General features: G+C 71.2%; 8 protein-coding genes. 6 read left to right on the top strand and 2 right to left on the bottom strand.

Annotated features, from left to right (window positions below; all coding sequences use genetic code 11):
- The first annotated feature begins 31 nt into the window (after nt 1-31).
- The 6 genes from ABD808_RS20625 to ABD808_RS20600 all read left to right on the top strand — a co-directional run bounded on the left by ABD808_RS20625 (nt 32) and on the right by ABD808_RS20600 (nt 19,196).
- Entirely contained in the window at nt 32-9,712 is a 9,681-nt protein-coding gene (locus tag ABD808_RS20625) for a Tc toxin subunit A-related protein (protein WP_344899087.1), read from the top strand.
- Nucleotides 9,713-9,762: 50 nt separating this feature from the next.
- Nucleotides 9,763-10,998, top strand: a complete 1,236-nt coding sequence (locus ABD808_RS20620) for a Kelch repeat-containing protein (RefSeq protein WP_344899085.1) — start codon at nt 9,763-9,765, stop codon at nt 10,996-10,998.
- Between the two features lie 22 nt (nt 10,999-11,020).
- Entirely contained in the window at nt 11,021-12,211 is a 1,191-nt protein-coding gene (locus ABD808_RS20615) for a Kelch repeat-containing protein (RefSeq protein WP_344899083.1), read from the top strand.
- 510 nt (nt 12,212-12,721) lie between these two features.
- Nucleotides 12,722-13,330 carry a sigma-70 family RNA polymerase sigma factor gene (locus ABD808_RS20610; RefSeq protein ID WP_344899081.1) on the top strand — a complete coding sequence of 203 codons (609 nt, stop codon included), beginning with the start codon at nt 12,722-12,724 and terminating at the stop codon, nt 13,328-13,330.
- On the top strand, nt 13,327-14,523 hold the full coding sequence (locus tag ABD808_RS20605; protein WP_344899079.1) for a nucleoside phosphorylase-I family protein: 1,197 nt from the start codon (nt 13,327-13,329) through the stop codon (nt 14,521-14,523). The genes ABD808_RS20610 and ABD808_RS20605 overlap by 4 nt, the downstream gene beginning before the upstream one ends.
- Before the next feature lie 14 nt (nt 14,524-14,537).
- Nucleotides 14,538-19,196, top strand: coding sequence for an FtsK/SpoIIIE domain-containing protein (locus tag ABD808_RS20600; RefSeq protein WP_344899077.1), 4,659 nt, complete (start codon nt 14,538-14,540; stop codon nt 19,194-19,196).
- A gap of 241 nt (nt 19,197-19,437) precedes the next feature.
- Here the strand turns inward: ABD808_RS20600 and ABD808_RS20595 are convergent, their stop codons facing one another.
- Both ABD808_RS20595 and ABD808_RS20590 read right to left on the bottom strand, forming a co-directional pair.
- Nucleotides 19,438-19,755, bottom strand: a complete 318-nt coding sequence (locus tag ABD808_RS20595; protein WP_344899075.1) for a WXG100 family type VII secretion target — start codon at nt 19,753-19,755, stop codon at nt 19,438-19,440.
- Nucleotides 19,756-19,835: 80 nt separating this feature from the next.
- Nucleotides 19,836-20,669 carry a hypothetical protein gene (locus ABD808_RS20590; protein WP_344899073.1) on the bottom strand — a complete coding sequence of 278 codons (834 nt, stop codon included), beginning with the start codon at nt 20,667-20,669 and terminating at the stop codon, nt 19,836-19,838.
- Between the last annotated feature and the right edge of the window lie 31 nt (nt 20,670-20,700).

Raw genomic sequence — 20,700 nt, 5'->3', positions numbered from 1 at the left:
CCAGCGCCGCCATTGACCCAGAGGACCGCACATGTCTGAAAGCGACCCGAGCCCCACCGCGACGGTGCGGCACACCGTCACCGGAACGGTGACCTTCGCCGACGGCACCCCCGCGTCCGGCGTCACGGTGATCACATCCGCCCGTCGGCTACGGTCACGGAGCCCGCTCGGCGAGGCCGTCACGGGACCCGACGGCCGGTACCGCATCGTCTACCCGGCGGCGGCGGTCGCCGCGACGGACGCCGGAACCGCCCCGGCGGAGCTGGTCGTCTCGACCGCACCGGACGGCCCGCACGGCACGATCGAGGCCGTCCGCCTGAGCCCCGTTCGGGACGAGATCGTCGACCTCACGGTGCCCGCCGACGGGATCTCGGAGTTCGACCGACTCCTGGCCGCCGTGTCGCCGCTCCTCGAAGGGGTGAGTCTGGACGAGCTGCGCGGCACCGAGAGCGACCGCGACGAGATCGGCTTTCTGGCCGGGGCCTGCGGCCGTCCCGCCGCACAGGTCGGCCACCTCGCGCTCGCCGGACGGCACACCACCGCGACGGGCCTCCCAGCCGAGCTGTTCTACGGCCTGTTCCGGCAGGGGCTGCCCGCGCACCTGTCCACGCTGGCGTCCCGTCCCACCGCCGACATCCGCGCCGCACTCACCGCCGCCGCCACGGCGGGGGTGATCAGCCCAGTGGAAGCCGACACGGCCACCGACTTCGCCGCCCGTCTGCGGGCCAGCGAGGTCAAGGCATTCGTCCAGGGAACGGACGGCACGCCCACCTCACCGATCGCGCGGATCTTCGCGGCCGCCGTGCCCGACACCACGGTCCGCGAGCACGTCTACAACGCCTACCTCGACCACGACGGCAACCTCGCCCGGTTCTGGGCGGTGCTCAAGCGTGACGAACAGGCCGCACCACACGTGGACCGGCTCCAACTAGCACTACAACTCGCCGCGATGACCGGCAACAACAGCGCACTGGTAGAAGCGCTGCTGCTCCGATTCGACCGAGGCGACCTGACCCACCCCCGCGACCTGGCCGCCCTGACCGACGCGGCCTGGACGGAACTAATAGAGAGCACCGGAGGCGTCCCCTTAGAGGCCACCGAGCTGCTAACAACACAAACCGCGACCAACAAGCGAACACCGAACAACCCGCCTCCCACAACGGATGGCGCGCCACCCACGACCGAGGGTGCGCCACCCACGACGGACAGCGCACCCTCCGCGACCGACGACCCGCCACCTGCGACGGACAGCGCGATGGCCATGACGGATGGCGCATCATCCGCAACCGATGTTGGGGGTGCTTATCGGGAGTTGGTGGTTGGGCTGGTCGCGGAGGCTTATCCGACTGCGCATGTCCGGCATCGGCTTGCGGCGAGTAATGCTTCGGCGCCTGCCGCGCGGTTTCTGTCCGCCAATCCCGAGTTTGACCTGCTGATCACTCCGATCAACGCGGCGACCGTTCCCGACGAACCGGCTCGTGCCGAGTTGGCGGGCATTCAGCGGCTGATGAAGCTCACGCCCGCGTTCGACACCGTTCAGACGTTGCGGGCGCGGGGATTCGACTCGGCGCACGGGATCGCCCGGACGGGGCGGGACGCCTTCGCCGCGCAGGTCGCGGACGCGTTGCCGTCCGACGAGGCCGCGGCCGTGCATGCGCGCGCCACCCAGGTGCACGCCACCGCCGCCAACCTCGTCGCGGACCTGCGCACGGCGAACCAGTTCGACGTGCCGTGGCTGGCGGCGCCGCCGGAGCAGGAGGCCATGCTCGTCCAGGTCCCGGATTGGGAGGACTTGTTCGGCCCCACTGACTACTGCGCCTGCTCGGAGTGCCGGTCGGTGTACGGCCAGCCCGCGTATCTGGCGGATCTGCTGCTGTTCCTGCGCAGCGTCGGCTTGTACGGCGATCCGCCGCCAGAGGGCAGCGAGGGGTCGGTGGCCGACGGGCTCTACCGGCGCCGCCCGGACCTGTGGGACGTCGAGCTTTCCTGCGACAACACCAATCTGCCGCTGCCGTACGTCGACCTGGTGAACGAGCTGCTCGAAACGGTCATCGTGGAGCGGAGCACCCTGCCCGGCGCGAAGCTGCGGCAGACCAGCGGCGATCCGGGGCAGCTGCGGGTGCAGCCGCAGCATGTGAACCCGGCGGCCTACGAGGTGGTGCGCCGCGCCGTCTACCCGTGGAGCCTGCCGTTCGACCTGTGGGCCGACCAGACCCGCGACAGCCTCGCCCACCTCGGAGTGCGCTGGGACCGGCTGATGGCCGTGCTGCACCCCTCGGGCGCGGGCGGCGTCGCGGTCGCCGTGGAGGAGCTCGGGCTGCCCTCGACGGCCGGGCGGATCATCACCGGCGAGCCGCTGAGCCCGGGCCGGACGCTCGCCGAGTTCTACGGCCGTCCGGCGGACACGCCCCCCGGCGGCCTGGTGAACGACCTGGCCCAGGTGCGGCACATGCTGGACACCGCCGATCTCCGCTACGCGGAACTCGTCGAGGTGCTCGACACCAGGTTCGTCAACCCCGGCGGCACGATCCAGATCACGAGCACCGACCCGAAATACCCTTGCGACACCAACCTGATGGTCCTGCAAGGACTGGACTTCTACGCGCTCGACCGGCTGCACCGGTTCGTCCGGTTGCAGCGGGCGCTCGCGGCCCCCGCCCCCGGTCTGTCGACCATCGAGCTCGACCGGGTGCTGATGGCCGCCAACAACCAGGGGCGGCTGGACGGAACCGGGCTGCGGTCCGTGCTGGCGGCCCGACGGCTCGCCGCCCGGCTGGACCTGCCGGTCGACGAGGTGCTGGCGTTCTACGGTCCGCTGCCGACGTACCGCTACGCGACGGCGGCCGAACCACCGCTGTACGATCGGCTCTTCCTCGACCCCTCGGTCGTCATTCTGCCACCCGGGCAGGCCAGCCCGTTCGAGCTGAACGCGGCGCGCACCGAGCTGCGGATCGTGGGCAGCCTGGTCGATCCGGCGGTCACCGCCGCGCTGCTCGGCGTGCTCGAAGTGACCGACACCGAACTGGCCGCGCTCGTCACCGGCCGCCGCTCGGCGACCCCGAACCGGCTGCTGAACCTGGCCAACCTGTCGGCGCTGTTCCGCACGGTGCGGCTGGCGCGGGCGCTCGGCCTGCCGATCGAGGATCTGCTGCGGCTGATCGAGCTGTACGGCGGCGGAGGCCCGTTCCCCGTCCCGCCCGAGGACTGGTACGGCGGGGAGCCCGAGTTGATGTCCGGCATCCCCATGAGACTGCCGACTGTTCCCCTCGTTCCGCCGCCTGTCGGTGGCGCCGATCCGGAGCTGGCCTCTGGCGCGCCGATGCGGCCTCCGTCCCATCCCGACGGGCCGACCGTCGGCGTCGCCACCGTCGACAAGTCGATCGAGGCCACCGAACGGTTCCTGGACGCGGTCGCCGACATCGTCGATCGCGGGTTCACGGTCGCGGAGCTGGACGCCGTCCTGACCGCGACGCTGCCCGCCCACGACGGGCCGCTGCCCGACGATACGGCACTGGCCGCCACCCTCACCGCGCTGCGGGCCGCCCTCCAGGCCGTCTACCAGCAGACCGCCCAGACCAGCGACGAGAAGGGCGAACTGACCCGCAAGGACCTGGCCCTGCTCGGCTGGGACGCCGCGCTAGTCCAGGAGGCGGTGACGACGCTGCTGGGCACGGTGGTGTACGCCGCGCCGCTGGACGCGCTGCCGTCCGGGATCACCCTGCCGCCCTCGATGCGGTTCGAGGCACCCACCGAGGGTGAGCCGGGCCCGGGACGGCTGCTGTGCACCGGCCCGATGACCGCGTCACAGCGGGCCGCGCTCACCGGCGCGTCCACCGCCACGCCCGCGTTCGTCACCGCGGTCAACGCGCTGCACCAGGCGCCCCGCACCTTCGTCACGACCAAGATGAAGGCGCTGCGGATCCCGATCTACTCGGCGCCGCTCGCGGTGCTGCCCATCGACCTGAAACTGCCGACCGGGCTGGCCGGGAGGGTGTTCTACGACGTCGGCGAGCACGCCCTGCGGTCCCGCGCCTACCTGTCCGCCGAGGAACTCGCCGCGCTGGGCGCCGCGTCGGCCGACGCCGCGTTCCGCGAGGCAGTGGACGCGCTGGGCCTGGCACAACGGGCCGCGCCCGCGCCCGACAACGTCTTCCTCACCGCCGACGACGCTGCGGCCCTGTTCGACCCGGACGGCCAGTCCCCCGCCCGGCGGTTCGCGTACGTCCTGGCGAAGCTGAACCCCTACCTGCGGCGCGTGCTCAGCGAGATCACCGTGAAACAGCAGCTCGGCACCGCCGCCGGGCTCGACGCCGCGAGCGCCGACGTGCTGCTCGGCACCTGGCTGCGCTCACCGTCCAAGCCGCTGGCGCTCCAGGACTTCCTCACCCCGAGGTACGTCGGCAGCGACCCGGCCGTGGTGATCACCAGGGACGGTTTCCTGGAGCAGTTCAGCACCCTGTCGCTGCTCCACCGCGTGTCCACGGTGCTCGCGCGGCTGCGGATCAGGGCCGACGAGATCCCCTGGGTCTTCGAGTACGCGGCGAGCGGCGGCTGGCTCGACCTCAACACGCTGCCGGTCACCGCCACACCGGGTGCGTCGCCGCTGTTTCCCCGGTTCGTCCGGCTGCTGCGCCTGGCCCGGCTCCGGGACGGGATTCCCGGCCGTGGCCGCACGCTCCGCGCGGTGTTCGCCGCGGCCCGGGTGCCCGGCGCGACGGTCCCCGACGTCCTGACCGAACTCGCCGCGCAGACGTCGTGGGACCGCGCCGACCTGGACGCCCTCTGCGCGCCGGGCCTGGTCGGCGTCTCGACGGCGGCGGGCTTCCACGGCGAGGAACGGCTGCTGGAACTGCTCGACGCCGTGCGGCTCCTGGACAGGCTGGGCGTGTCGGCGGAGCGCGCGGCCGGATGGCTGCCGCCCGACGTGACCTCCCAGGCGGCGCAGGCGGCATGGCAGGCGGCCAAGGCCCGGCACACCCTCGCCGAGTGGCCGGAGATCGGCGGAACCCTCCGGGACCGGCTGCGCGACCGGCAGCGGGCGGCGCTCGTCGCCCACCTGATCGCCAACCCGTTGCGTTCGGACTCCGGGCCGTACTGGCACGACGCCAACACCATGTACGACTACTTCCTGCTGGACGTCGAGATGGGCGCCTGCCAGCAGACCACCCGCATCGCGCAGGCGATCTTCAGCGTGCAGCTGTTCGTCCAGCGGGTCCGGCTCAACCTCGAATCGCTCTACGCCGACGACGACGCGGACGTCTGGAAACAGTGGGAATGGCTGAAGTCCTACCGGCTCTGGGAGGCCAACCAGAAGGTTTTCCTCTACCCGGAGAACTACTTCCAGCCCGAGCTGCGCGCGACGAAGTCGCCGCTCTTCGAGGCGCTGGAAGACGAGCTGATGCAGAAGGAGATGACCGCCGACAACGTCGAGGACGCGCTCCGCCACTACCTCGAACAGCTCGACAAGGTGTCGCGGCTGCGGCCGATCGGCGCGTTCACCGACGACACGACCTCCCCGCCGACCGTGCACATCGTCGCGCACACCGTGGCGAAACCGCGCGAACACTACTTCCGCTCGTGGGTCAACAAGAACGAGTGGACCCCGTGGCGGCGGGTCGAGCTGGACATCGACAGCGACACGATCTTCCCGGTCGTCTGGAACCGGCGGCTCTACCTGTTCTGGCCGACCTTCACCATGGCGACCGACCAGCCGCAGATCCGGATGCCGCAGGGCACCGAACCCATGCCGGACCCGCCCAAGTTCTGGAAGATGCGGTTCAACTGGAGCCGGTACGTCAACGGCCGCTGGGAGCCCAAGAAGTCCACCAAGATATTCCTCAGGATCGAGCAGGGGGCCTACAACCCCGATTGGATCGACGTCGATTACTCGAACATCTTCACTCGTATCGGCACCCGGTTCCGGGATTTCCAGTTCCGTCCGAAGATCGACCCGGTCAGCAAGGATCTGGTCATCTGGTGCGTCGACGACTTCCTCCGCCGGAACGACGACGGAACCTACACCACCAAGTCCGGGTTCTTCCGATTCAGCGCCGGGCTCGACGAGGTCATCATCGACCCGATCACGGAGCGCACCGCCGCCTACGAGGCGAGCGTTCCGTTCATTCACTACAGCGACTACAGCCTGGACGAGAACCACGAGCGCGTCGAATACGTGAGCCCGGAGGTCGAGGAAAGCGGAAAGGTCTTCATCGCCGACCCGACGAAACGGCGCTACGACTCGGAGACCTCGGTCCTGGCGCTCAACGCGACGCCGGGCGACCAGCTCTACCGGGTGCTCAACCTCACGCAGCATCCGATGGACTGGGACCGGTTCGTCGCCTTCTTCAGCGACGGGCGGCGCGGTTACCTGATCGATCCGCACCTGGTCTACCTCCCGACGCTGCGTGAACGCCCGAGCTCGGCCCCCGGACGCGACCGGCGGGCCCTGCGGTCCGGACGGGAGCTTGCCGCGCTCGCGGCAACGCGCGCCGACCGTACGCGAACCGGCCTCGTCCTCCCCCAAGACCTCCCGCGTTCTGGGGGGAGAATGGGCTCAAGCGAGCTTGGCGCCGGGCGGGTGCTTGCGGACCTGGCGGCGGTTCCCAAACTGACCTTTCGCCGCCTCTACCACCCTCACGTCCACTCCTTCGGGGCCGAGCTGAACCGGTGGGGAGTGACGGGGCTGTACAACCGGCGGCTGCAAACCCAGCCGGAGATCTACACCGGGCCGTTCGACTTCAACGACTACTACAAACCGTATGTCGTCACCGTCCCGGAGGTGCCGGGCGAGCCCGTGGAATTCGGCTTCGACGACGCGTACGCCGACTACAACTGGGAGCTGTTCTTCCACGCGCCGCTGATGGTGGCGCAGCGCCTGTCGGCCAACCAGGACTTCGAGCAGGCGCAGCGCTGGTTCCATTTCATCTTCGATCCCACCAACCGCGACTACGACGGCGACCCGCCGCAGCGGTACTGGATCACCAAGCCGTTCTTCCAGGCGTCCAGCGACACCTACGCGCAGCAGCGGATCGAGGCGATCCTGCGGAAACTGGCCGAGGGCGACCCGGACACCCAGAAGGCCGTGGACCGCTGGCTGGCGAACCCGTTCCAGCCCGACGTCGTCGCCCGCCTGCGCACCACCGCCTACCAGAAGGCCGTGGTGATGAAGTACCTCGACAACCTGATCGCCTGGGGCGACCATCTGTTCCGCCAGGACACGCTGGAGTCGATCAACCAGGCCACCCAGCTGTACATCCTGGCCGACGAACTGCTGGGCAGGCGGCCGGAGGAGATCACCGGCCGCGCGGAACCGGCGCCGCGGAGCTTCCGCCAACTGCTCAGCAGCCGTCCGGCGGACGCGGTCGTCGCGGCGGTCGAGAACCTCGTCCCAGCCCCGGCCCACGACGTCCAGCCGAGCATCCGGCCCGGGGTGAACCTCGCGTGGCTCGACTACTTCCGGGTGCCGCGCAACGACAAGCTGGTCGGCTACTGGGACACCGTCGAGGACCGGCTGTTCAAGATCCGGCACTGCCAGAACATCGAGGGCGTCCGACGGCAGGTCCCGCTGTTCGGCGCGCCCATCGACCCCAACCTGCTGGTGCGCGCGGCCGCCGCCGGGGTCGACCTGGCCACCGCGCTGGACGACATCAGCGCGCCGCTGCCGCACTACCGGTTCGAGCCGATGCTCGCCAAGGCCAGGGAGTACGCCGCCACGGTGACCGCGTTCGGTAACGCGCTGCTCGCCGCGCTGGAGAAGCGCGACGGGGAGGCGCTGGCCCGGCTGCGCTCCGGCCACGAGCTGGCGCTGCTCGACGCGGCCAGGGAGGTGCGCCACCAGCAGGTGAAGGAGGCCGACGAGGCGGTCGCCGCGTTGGACCGGTCGCGTGAACTCGCCAGGGACAAGCGGCGCTACTACGCCGATCGGCTGGACGAGCCGATGAACGCCTACGAGAAGGCGCAGACCCGGTTGCACGAGGACGCGCTGGACCAGCAGGACCTGGCCGCCCTGGTCGACATGGCGGCGGCCATCGTCGGATTCCTCCCGGACTCCAAGATCGGTTCACCGCCCACCGTCGGCGGCACGTTCGGCGGCAGCAACATCGTCTCGATGCTCAGGGGCCTGTCCAGCGCGTTCGGCTCGTACGCCACCCGGTCGAACAGCCAGGGGTCGCAGCAGCTCACGCTTTCCAGCTACGCACGCCGCGCGGAGGAATGGACGTTCCAGCAGGGGCAGGCGACCATCGAGACCACCCAGTTCGACAAGCAGATCCTGGGCGCGCAGATACGGCAGGCCATAGCGGCCAAAGAGCTGGAGAACCACGACCTACAGCGCGAGCACGCCCACGAGATCGACCGGTTCATGCGGGAGAAGTTCACCAGCACCGAACTGTACGACTGGCTCGCCGGTCAGTTGTCCACCTCGTATTTCCAGGCGTACCAGCTCGCCTATGACGTGGCCAAGCGGGCCGAGCGGTCGTTCCGCCACGAGCTGGGCGTCGCCGACTCCAGCTTCGTCAACTTCGGCTACTGGGACAGCCTGCACAAGGGCCTGCTGGCCGGTGAACGACTGTCGGCCGACCTCAACCGGATGGACGCCGCCTATCTGGAGGCCAATTCCCGCGAGTTCGAGTTGTCCAAGCGCGTCTCGCTCGCCCAACTCGACCCGACGGCGCTGCTCCGACTCAAGGAGACGGGCACCTGCTTCGTCTCGCTGCCCGAAGCGTTCTTCGACCTGGACACCCCTGGCCACTACCTGCGGCGCATCAAGAACCTGGCGATCACCGTGCCGTGCGTGGCCGGGCCGTACACCTCGGTGAACCTCACCGCGCGGCTGCTGCACAGCAGTGTGCGCGTCGATCCGGTCGTCGCCAACGGCAAGAAGTACGCTAGGGGGACGGCCGACCCGAGGTTCCGGGATTACACGGGCCCCGTCCAGTCCATCGTCACCAGCACCGGGCAGGACGACAGCGGCCTGTTCGAGACCAATCTGCGCGACGAGCGTTTCCTGCCCTTCGAGGGCGCGGGCGCGATCAGCGAATGGCAACTGTCGCTCCCGGACACGTTCCGGCAGTTCGACTACGAGTCGATCACCGATGTCGTCCTGCACCTGCGTTACACGGCACGGGACGGCGGCGACGAACTGGCCGACCACGCGGTCGCCGAACTGCACGACGCGCTCAACACCTGGCTGCACAGCGGCGAGAAGTCGCTCTACCGGGTGTTCAGCGCCCGCCGGGAATTCTCCGACCAATGGAGCAGATTCCTTGCACCGACCGGCGCCGCTGACCCCACGGCCATTTTCACGATCGCCAAGGGCCGCTTCCCCCGCGTGTTCCACGGCGAGAAACTCACCATCGCCAAGCCGTCGGTGGTGCTCGTCCTGTCCCAGGAACTGACCCCGGACGGCTCCGGACGCTACCTGGACGCCTACCCCGAAGGATTGCGAGAACAGCTCACCGCCAAGGTGACCACGCCCACGCACCAGTCGGCGACGGTCAAGCTCACCGTCGACGCGGCCCTCTCCGGCCAGCCGCGCGGCGCCCTCACCGTCGCGGGCGGCCAGGTCCACGAGCCCGACCAGGCATGGACCGTGTCCCTCTCCCGCGAAGAGGTCGGGCAGCTCCCGCCGGTCCTCGTCCGCGACGGCCTGCTCAACCCGGACGCCGTCCTGGACCTGCTCCTGATCTGGCAGTACACGGTCCGTCCGGCCTGACGGCGACCGACCGAAGCCCGAACCACCATCCACGCCACTGAGGAGAAGCGATGACCAGGCCCCATCCCCTGACCGGCGGCAGCAGCACGCTGGCGATGCTGTCGGCGCCGGATGCCGCGCGGGCGGCCGAGCCACTCGCGGCGGTCGGCACCTGGACCGCCGCGAAGGACATGCCCGTCTCCGGCTACTGGGCACTGCCCGGCGACGGAGCGACCCTGCTCGACGACAAGACCGTGCTGGTCGCGGGCGGCGAGGACGGGGCCCGCAACGCCAAGGCCGACTGCGCGTTGTTCAAGCCCGGCACCGGCGAATGGGAGACCACCGGCTCGCTGACCATCAGCCGCCGGTTGCACACCCAGACCAAGCTGGGCGACGGCAAGGTCCTGGTCGTCGGCGGAATCACCGGACCGTTCTCCCAACCACTCGCACCCGTCGCCTCGGCGGAGATCTACGACCCCGCGTCCCGCACCTGGACGGCCACCGGCGCGCTCCACCAGGCCCGCTTCTCCCACTCGGCGAGCCTGCTGCCCAACGGGAACGTCCTGGTCGCCGGTGGCATCGCCCCGAGGGACGCCCAGTCGTTCTCGGTGCTGGACTCGGCCGAGATCTTCGACCCGCAGACCGGCGAGTGGACCACGATCGCGCCGATGCTGGACGCCCGCGGCGGCCATCCGGCGGTGCCGCTCCGGGGCGGGAAGGTGCTGATGGTCGGCGGCATGACGATCCTCGGCCGGGGCCTGTTCAGCGGCCTGGCCTTCTGCGAGATCTTCGACCCGACGGTCGACCCGACGGCCGCGCCGTGGACATCGACCGGCAGCATGGCCGCCGTCCGCAGCAGCCACCAGGCCACGCTCCTCGCCGACGGCACCGTCCTGGTCACCGGCGGCGACAGCCAGGGCCTCCAAGAGGACTGGACGTACAGCCCCTACAGCCAGTGGACGACCGAACGATTCAACCCGGCGAACGGGGTGTGGACCCCGGCCGAGGGCATGTCGACCGGCCGCAGCCACCACCGGGCCGTCGCCCTGAAGTCGGGCAAGCTGCTGGTGATCGGAGGTACCGACGAGGCCACGTTCGACGTCGGCTACCAGAACGCCGCCATCTACGATCCCGGCGCCCGCACCTGGACCGACACCGGCGGCATGGTCACCGGCCGCTGGGCGTTCGCCGCCATCGAGCTGGACGACGGCCGGGTCCTGGCGGCGGGCGGCATCACCAGGTCCGGCGCGTCCACCCCCGAGCCGGGCGACATCGTCACCGCCGCGTCCGAGACCTTCAAGGCCTAGCGGAGAGAACGGAACCTGCGCCATGACACGATCCACCGAGTTGCTCACGGGCGGGGGCCCGTCCGCCAGAGCACTGGCCGCGGGCCGCTGGACCCCGACCGGCGACCTTCCGTCCGCGCGCCAGTGGGGCAGCGCGGAAGAGTCAGCCGTCCTGCTGAACGACGGCTCGGTCCTCGCGGCCGGGGGCGCGGTCGTCCGCGGCACGGGCACCGACGAGGCACTGCTGTTCGACCCGGTCGCCGGTCAGTGGTCGCAGACCGGAAAACTGATCAACGCCAGGATGTCGCACACCCTGACCAAGCTCGACGACGGCCGGGTACTGGCGGTCGGCGGCGTCCCGAACACCGACCGGGCGCCGTTCACCTTCCTGCGGACCGCCGAGATCTACCATCCCGGCGAACGCACCTGGACACCCGCCGCCGAACTGCGAACCCCCCGCGCCCTCCACTCGGCCACGCTGCTGACCAACGGCAAGGTCCTGGTCACGGGCGGCACCGGCTACCAGCGGCCGGGTGTGCCGCGCCCCTTCCGCTCGGTCGAACTCTACGACCCGGACGCGGACACCTGGACGACGGTCGCGTCCATGACCGATCCCCGGCTCTCCCATGCGGCGATCCGGCTTCCCGACGCCCGGGTACTGGTCGCGGGCGGCGAAACCGCCATCGACCGGTACAAGGGCATTGGCCAATCCTTCTGCGAACTCTACGACCCGGTCGCCGACACCTGGACCCCGACCGGAAGCATGCACGTCCCCCGCCGCAACCACCAAGCGGTCCTCCTACCGGACGGCTCGGTCTTCGTCGCCGGTGGCAATGGCCCCGGCATCATCACCGAACGCCGAATCGCCCCGTACAGCCAATGGCGAACCGAAAGGTACGACCCGGCGACCGGCTTCTGGAGCAGAGGCAGGAACATGCCGACAGGCCGCACCTTCCACCGAATGGTGACGCTCCCCACTGGAAAGGTCCTGGTGGTGGGCGGCACAGACTCCGCCACCTACGACACCGGCTACGCCAACGCCGCCATCTACGACCCCCTGTCCCAAACCTGGACCCCGACTCCGAGCATGACCACCGGCCGCTTCTACTGCTCGGCCACCACCCTGTCCGACGGCCGAGTCCTGGCGGCGGGCGGCACCGTCCGCGCCGGCGCCGCCAACCCGACCCCCGGCCAAGACCTCCTGACCGCCACCACAGAAATCTTCACCCTCTAACCCCCCGGCGTGACGATTGCCCGGTAGGCCGGGGTGAATTGCCCGGTTGGGCGTCTGGGTTGCTCGGTTGGGCGTCTGGGTTGCTCGGTTGGGTGTCTGGATTTGCTCGGTGTGCGATGTATTGTCGCCGGTTCGCGGGCGGGGAATGCGACAGTACGATCATTGGCCAGGTGTGTATCCGCGAGTGCCGGTGAGCGATGTCGTATGGACGGCAGGCGCCTGCCGATCAGGGGCTTGAGGTGTGTCGCCGTCAGGGGGAAGTGCTTTTCAGTCTGTGCTTCTACCTGCGGTGATGGTGCACGGCGGACGCCGCCGCACAAGTGGTGCTCATTGTCCGAACAAACTGTCTCGGGCCGGTATCTCAGTGGTGTGGAAGGCCGCTTTTCGTCCAGCGCACGATAGTTTTCGACCTTGTTATCGGGTTGTCGATGACTATTCGCGCGCGGTGCGAAGGACGGCCGCTGCGCCTATCACCTCCCCCGCTTCACGTATCAGGCATGGAGAGGAACAATGTCCACGTCCGCTTCGCCCCCCACGAGCGCGTCCCAGATCGCCGCGATCCAGTTGCGGAACGAGCGCGGGACGCTGCTGCGCTACGTCGCCAGCCTCGTCTCACCGGACCTGCACCAGGCGGAGGACATCGTCCAGGAGACCCTCCTGCGGGCGTGGCTGCGGGCGGACCGGCTGGACTGGCAGGAGCGTCCCATCCGGCCGTGGCTGTTCCGCACCGCCCGCAACCTCGCGCTGGACAACTGGCGGAAGGAGCGGTCGGTCCCGGTCGGGATCGCCTGGCCCGGCTGGCAGGCGCCGGACGGCGACGACTTCACCGACGGGGTCGCCGACCGCGACTGGCTGATGCCCGCCCTGCGGAAGCTGCCCCGGCCGCACCACGAGGTGCTCGTCTACGTCCACATGTTCGGGTTCGGCGGCGCCGAGGCCGCCCGGGTGCTGCGGATCCCGCGCGGCACCGTCAAGTCGCGGACGCACAACGCGCTGCGGTCGCTGCGCCGCGAACTACGGCTGCCGGACGCCGGTGACGACGCGCTACAGCTGTCGGACGCCGGTGACGACACGCTACGGCTGCCGGACGCCGGTGACGACGCGCGGACCGCGGCGTGAACGGCGGCGGGCCGCTGGAGTTCTTCACCGAGCACCGCACCCTGATCAGCCAGGTCCTGGTGGGGCTCGGCGTCCTGGTGCTGCTGATCGTGATCGCCAACCGGCTGGCCCGCCGGGTCGGCGGCTGGTACTTCGTGCGGCGCCGGGTCCGCCGGGAGATCCGGCTCACCGTGGCCGCGTTCGCCGCCCCCGTCCGCCGGTGGCTGCGCTACCGGCGGCAGGTGTGGCTGCTGAGCCGCCTGCTCGGCGACCCCGCCGTGTGGGGGGCGGGCGAGGAGGCGATCCGCTCGGTCGACGCGGCCACCCCCGAGGACTGCCGCCCGTACGCGGCGGTCGTCGGCGCCGACCTGGTCGGCGTCCTGATCGCCGGACGGGACGTGCCGCGCCCCACGGAACCGTGGATCGCCGACGACACCGACCCCCGGACATGGTGGAGCGTCCGCGAGATCTGGCAGGAGACGGCGGCGGCGCCCCCGCCCCGAGGCCGCGCGGTGCTGCTCACGTCCGTCGGGCTGGAACGCGACCGCGCGGTGTTCCTCGACCTGGCGGAAGGGCCCCCGGTCACGGCCCTGTACGGGGACGAACGCGCCCGCCGCGCCGTCCTCCAGGCGATGGCGGCGCAGCTCGACCGGCGACTGCGGCCCGGCGCGGTGGTCGTCGCCGAGGGCGTGCACGCCCACCATTCAGGCCCGCCCGCCGAGCAGGCGATGCGGGACGCGGCGAACTGGCAGGACGCCTGCGGGGCTCCGGCCTTCGCGGTGTGCGCCGGGCCGCTGGCCGAACCGGTGCCGCCGGACGGGCCGTCCGTGCTGGTCGCGGGCCGTGCCCGTGGGCGGGCGCGGCTGTTGTCGGTGCGGCGCGACGGCTCGGTGGCCGTGCACGGGTCGCCGCTGCGGCCCACGGCGACCGCGTTGCCGATCGCCGTGGCCCGGTCGGTCCGGACCATCCCGCCGCTTCGCCTGCCGATGCCCGCGCCGGATCACGCGCCCCGGACGGTGCCGGTGCGCGATGCCGCGCCGCTCGGCCAGTCCGCCGCCGCGTCCTCGCCCTCGCCCTCGCCCTCGCCCTCGTCCGCGTCGCCGCCCGCGTCCGCCCCGGCTCCGGCCGCGGCCGCGCCGGTGTCCCCGTCCGGCCAGCCCCGCTCGTCCGCGTCGACCGGCGCGTCGCCCGCGGCTCCCTCCGATTACCGGTGAGTCCCATGAGACTGATGGTCACGACCGTTGACGCGGTGGACTCGGTCCGCCGCGACCACGTCCTGAATCTGCCCGAGGGTTGCACCGTCGCGGACCTCGCGGCGGCGGTGGACACCACCGCGCCCGGCGACCCCGCGACGGCGGGAGACCCCGGCGGCGCGCCGGACGCCGACGGGCTGGAGGAGTTCCTGTCCGGCGGTGCCGCCGGGCCCGCCCGCCCGCTGTTCCTGGACGGCGCGCCCGTCGACCCGGCCGCCCCGGTCCGCGGCAGCGGCATCCGCGAGGGCGGGGTGCTCGGCCTCGGCGGTCCCGTCCCCGACCCGGACCCGGCGGCGGGGCGGGCCGCCGCGCCCCCCGGCGAACCGGTGATCGCCGAGGTGCACGCCGTGTCGGGCCCCGGCGCGGGACGCAGCTGGCGGCTCCCCCGCGGCGGCTACGAGATCGGCTCCGATCCGGGCTGCGCGATCCGGGTGTCCGGCCCGCGGGCCCCCGAGTCCGGGGTGTGGGTGACCGTCGCCGCCGACGGGACCGCGTACTGGCACGACGAACGTCCCCCGGACGGACGCGAGGGCGTGGTCCGGCTGTGCGAGCCGGTCCCGCCGCCCGACATCGACCCGATCACCGGCGCCGCGCCGGACCGGACGAGCCCGGAGGAACGGCTGGAGCTGGTCCGGGAGGCCGCCGAGCTGGCCGAGCTGCGGGAGCGGGAGTTGGCCGGACGGCCGGAACCCCTGCCCGGCACCACGGCCTGGCCGCACGACGTCGACCTGGCGGTGGGCGGCACCCTGCTGCGGGTCGTCGCGCCCGTGCTGCCGGACGCCGCCGTCGTCCCGTCCGAGGACGGCGTCGGCCTCGACTACAACCGGCCGCCGCGGATCGCGCCGCATCTGGACGCCGAGCGGCTGCGGCTGCCGTCGCCGCCCGGGTCGCAGCAGCGTCCGCCGTTCCCGGTGCTGGTGATGATCGCGCCGGTGGTCGTCGGGCTGCTGCTCGCGGGCGTGCTGCGCTCCTACTTCTACCTGGTGTTCATCGTCTTCACGCCGATCATGGTGTTGTCGAACTGGGTGTCGGGACGGCGCAGCAACCGCCGCGACCGCAAGGAGGAGCGGCGCCGCTACCGGTCCCGGCGCCGCGTCGTGGAGCGGGAGATCCGGGACGCCGTCGTCCGGGAACGGTGGGTGCGGTGCGTCACCGGACCCGACCCCGCCGCGGCCGGGCTGATCGCCGCCGGTCCCGGCGCCCGGCTGTGGGAGCGCCGCCGCGGCGACCCCGACCATCTCGTGCTGCGCGCCGGGACGGTCGACCTTCCCTCGGTGAAGGACATCGACGACCCCGCGCAGGACGAGAACCACCGCGTGGTCCGCTGGACGCTCCCCGACATCCCCATCGGCGTGGAGGTCGCCGAGTTCGGCGTGGTCGGCGTCGCCGGGCCCGCCGCGCCGGTCCGTTCGCTCGGCCGCTGGTTCCTCGCCCAGGCCGCCGTCCTGCACAGCCCGCGCGACCTGCGCGCCGTCGTGCTGACGGTCGGCGACCCGCGCGCCGGGGAATGGGGGTGGGCGCGCTGGCTGCCGCACCTGCGGCCGTCCGCTCCCGGCGGTCCGGTCGTCGCCGTCGGCAACGACGCGGAGAGCGTGGCGAGCCGGGTCTCCGAACTCGTCTCGGAGATCCGGAAGCGGCGGCAGATGCTGGAGTCGTCGTCGGGCCGCGCCATGCTCGGCGAACCCGACATCCTGGTCATCGTGGACGGGGCGCGGCGGCTGCGGGACGTGCCGGGCATGGTCCGCGTCCTCACCGAGGGCCCCGCCGTGCGGATCTTCTGCGTCTGCCTGGACGAGGAGGAGCGGCTGCTGCCCGAGGAGTGCAACGCCGTGCTCGCCCTCAGGGGCGGGGAGCTGACGATCCGGCAGACCGGCGTGCCCGACACCGAGCGGGTCCGCGCCGACCTGGTGTCGGCCGCGTGGTGCGAGCGGGTGGCGCGGTCGCTCGCGCCGCTGCGCGACGTCAGCCCGCAGGAGGACGGCGGCATGCCCGACGAGTCCCGGCTGCTGACGCTGATCGGCCAGGAGCCGCCGGACGCGCGGGCCCTCGCCGACCGGTGGCGGCGGCGCCCGGCGAGCACGACGTTCCCGCTCGGCGTCGGCCTCGACGGGACGATGACGCTGGACCTCGTCAGGGACGGGCCGCACGGCCTGGTCGCCGGGACCACCGGCTCGGGCAAGTCCGAGCTGCTGCGCGCGTTCGTGGCGTCCCTGGCGGCGGTGAACCGGCCGGACGAGCTGACCTTCGTGCTGGTCGACTACAAGGGCGGCAGCGCGTTCCGCGAATGTGCCGACCTGCCGCACACCCTCGGGATGATCACCGACCTGGACGGGCACCTCGTGCGGCGCGCGCTCGACTCGCTGGGCGCGGAGCTGCGGCGCCGCGAACGGGTGCTCGCCGAGCACGACGCGAAGGACCACCCGGAGTACCGCGCGAAGCGGGCCGCCGACCCCGCCCTGCCGCCGCTGCCCCGGCTCGTGCTGATCATCGACGAGTTCGCCACCCTCATCCGGGAGACGCCCGATTTCGTCACCGGGATGATCGGGATCGCGCAGCGCGGCCGGTCCCTCGGCATCCACCTCGTCCTCGCGACCCAGCGGCCCGCCGGGGTGGTGACCCCGGACATCAAGGCGAACACCAACCTGCGCGTCGCGCTGCGGGTCACCGACGCGGCCGAGAGCCAGGACATCATCGACACCAACGACGCGGCCATGATCTCGACCGCCACGCCGGGCCGAGCGATGGTGCGCCAGGGACCCCGGATGTCGGTGCCGTTCCAGTCGGCGTGGGTCGGCGCCGAACGTCCGGGCGCCTCGGCCGGGCGGGGTCCCGCCGCACGCGGCCAGGTGCACGCGGCCGACCTGCCATGGAGCAGGCTCGGACGGCCCGCGCCCGACCCGTCCCCCGGCGACGACATGGTGGAGACGCTCGGCCCGCCCGCGCCGACCGACCTCCAGGCGCTGGTCGAGGCCGTCCAGGAGGCCACCGAACTGATCGGCGACCACGAGCCGCAGCCGAGCCCGTGGCTCCCGCCGCTGCCGGAGAAGGTGGTGCTGGACGAGCTTCCCGAGGTGCGACGGCCCCCCGAACGCGACGACCCGTCGCTGCCCGCGCTGATCCCCTACGCGATGGAGGACCTCCCGCTGATCCAGGAGCGCAGCGTCGCCGCGATCGACCTGGCGTCGTTCGGCCACCTGTACGTGATCGGCGCGCCGAGGTCGGGCCGCACGCAGGTGCTGCGCACCATCGCCGGGTCGGCCGCCCGCGAGGTCAGCGCCGCCGACCTGCACATCTACGGCATCGACGCGGCGGGCGGCGGGCTCGCCGCGCTGCGTCCGCTGCCGCACTGCGGCGCCATCGCGGGCCGGTACGACATGGAACAACTGGACCGGATGATCACCCGGCTCGCCACCGAGCTGACCCGGCGGCAGGAGCTGTGCGCGGCGCGGCACTGCTCCGGGGTGGTCGAGCTGCGCTCCCGGCTGCCGGAGAAGGAGCGTCCCGCGCACATCCTGCTGTTCATCGACGGCTGGGACGCGCTGGTGCCCGTCCTGGACGACTACGACGGCGGACGCCTGTTCGACGACGTCAACCGTCTACTGCGGGAGGGCGCCGCGGGCGGTGTGCACGTCGTCGCCACATCGGAACGGTCGCTGCTGGCGGGGCGCACGGCCGCGCACAACGACCACAAGCTGATGCTGCGGCAGGCGGACAGCGGCGACTACACACTGCTCGGCATGCTGCCCAGCCAGGTCCCGACGATGGTGCCGGACGGTCGCGGCTGGCACACCGTCACCCGCACCGAGACACAGGTCGTGGTGCTCGCGGACGACCAGTCCGGGCAGGGTCAGGCGGCCGCGCTCCGCGAGATCGCCGCCGCGGCGACCAAACGCGACGGTGCGATCGCGCGGAACCGGCGGCCGTTCACCGTCGAGTCCCTGCCCCAGAAGGTCGACTTCGCGGAGGTTTACGACCGCGTGCCCGGCGAGCTGCGCCGCCCGCTGTGGGGGTTGCTCGGCGTCGGCGGCGACGACGCGGGCCCCGTCGGGGTGGACTTCGCGACCCCCGCGCCGACGTTCCTGGTGGCGGGCCCGCCCGGCTCCGGGCGCAGCAACACGCTGGCGTGCCTGGCGGTGTCGCTGCTGGCGGGTGGCGCCTCGCTGGTGGTGCTCACCCCCCGCGACTCGCCGCTGCGCTCGCTCGCCGCCCATCCCGGGGCGCGGGTGCTGGCCGACCCCGACCCGTCGGAGGACGAGGTGCGGGAGGCCATCGACGCGATGCCGGGACCGGGCGTCGTCCTGGTGGACGACGCCGACATGCTGTCGATGGGATACGCGGAGCAGGTGCTGAAGGAGACGATCCTGTCCGCCCGGGAACGGTCGCGCGGCCTGGTGGCGGCCGGCCCGGCGGAGTCGCTCGGGATGGGGATGAGCAGCTGGGTGTCGGCGGCGAAGCGGTCCCGGAAGGGGCTGCTGCTCGCCCCGCAGAACCTGGCGGAGGGCGACCTGATCGGGGCACGACTGTCACTCACCACGGTCCGCTCCCACGCCCCACTCGGCCGCGCCTGGACATCGGGCCCGGCCGGGACAGCGATGAGCGTACAGGTGCCACTCACCCCACTCAAAACGTCCTGACAACCAAGGCGCCCGGGCCGCCCAGCACGTCCAGAAGCACGGGCAAACGAAAGCACGGGCGCGCGGAAAAACGGGCGCGCTGACAGGAGCGCGGACGCGCGGAAACACAGGCACGCGGAACACGGGCGCGCTGACAGGAGCACGGACGCACGGGAGCACGGGAGCGCGGACAGGAGCGGCGCGGCGCCACCGGGGGGTGGCGCCGCGCCGCGTGTTCCGGGCCGGGTCGGGTCGGAGGGCGTCAGTGGCCCGCCTTGTTGGTCTCCTCCCGGATCTTCTTGGCCATGTTGGTGTCGTTCTCCTCCATCGAGTTCTTGATCTGGATGAACATGTCGGCGAAGCTCTTGATGCCTTCGACGGCCTTGTGCAGCGAGGTGTTGAACTGGTCGTAGGACTCCCGCAGGGCCGGGGACGACTTGTCGAAGACCATGCCGTCGCCGAGCAGGGTGTTCACATCGTTCCGCAGATTGTTGATCATCGGAATGATGTTCTCCTTGGCGGACTTGAGCTTGCCCGCCGTTGTTTCGATCTTGGAGTAGTCAAGGTTGATATTGGACATCGAATTCTCCTCGTCGTGTCATTTCACTCAGCGGCAGCCGGGGTCCCGGACGTGCCGCGCCGATCTCGTTCCCGCGCGCTTTAGGCTTCTTTCCAGCCCTTCTTTCCGTCCGGCACGTACTCCGTCTTCTTGCCCTTGTCGTCGGTGACGGTCATCTTGCTGCCGTCGGTCATGTTGCCTTCGCCGTCCCGTTTGATGACCACGTCGGCCGTCGCCTTGCTGCCGTCGGCATAGGTCGTCACGGTGGTGTAGGAGTCGCCCGTCTTGTCCCTGAACGTGGTGACGGTCTCGTACGTCTTGCCGTTCGACGTGGTGATCGTCGTGGTCTCCGTCTTGACGTTCTTGTCGTCGTCCAAGGTCAGCTCGGTTTTGACCGTGCCGTCGGGCGTCTCGATCGTGTGGGACGTCGGCGGTTTGCCGGGATCCTTGGGTTCGGGACCGGGGTCGGTCGCCCCGCAGTACTCAGGGGCGTTCTTGTCGCCCGGCACGCAGGAATCCCCGTGCTGTTCGTGCTGGTCCCAAAGGTTCTTCTTCTTCTGCCACTCGTCGTGCTTGAGCCAGGCGTCGTACTTCTCCCGCCAGTCGTCATATCCCACGTCGCTGCCCCGGAAGCCGCAACCGTCGGCGATCTGGGCGTCCATGTTGAAGAACGCGTCGGCGACCGCGCTGAAGATGTCGCCAAGCTTCCGCAGATCCTTCTCGGCCTTTTCCAGCGGGCCCTTGGAACGGTAGTAGAGGGTGCTGAAAGCGCTGGAGAGCCCGAAGTCGCCGAACACCTCGTCGTTGTTGGCCCCGTAGTCGCCCAGCCCGTCGAAAGCCTTGTCCCGGAATTTGGGTCCGGTCCGGTCGGCGAGCGAATGCAGTTCCTTCTTCGCGGCGTGCAGGACGTCGTAGTCAATGGCGAAGTCAACCATTCTTCTCCTCCTCGCGAGGCCGGGACGCCCG

The organism is Actinomadura meridiana (genome assembly GCF_039537545.1).
Lineage (GTDB): Bacteria > Actinomycetota > Actinomycetes > Streptosporangiales > Streptosporangiaceae > Spirillospora > Spirillospora meridiana.
This window is presented reverse-complemented; position numbering and strand designations above follow the sequence as displayed.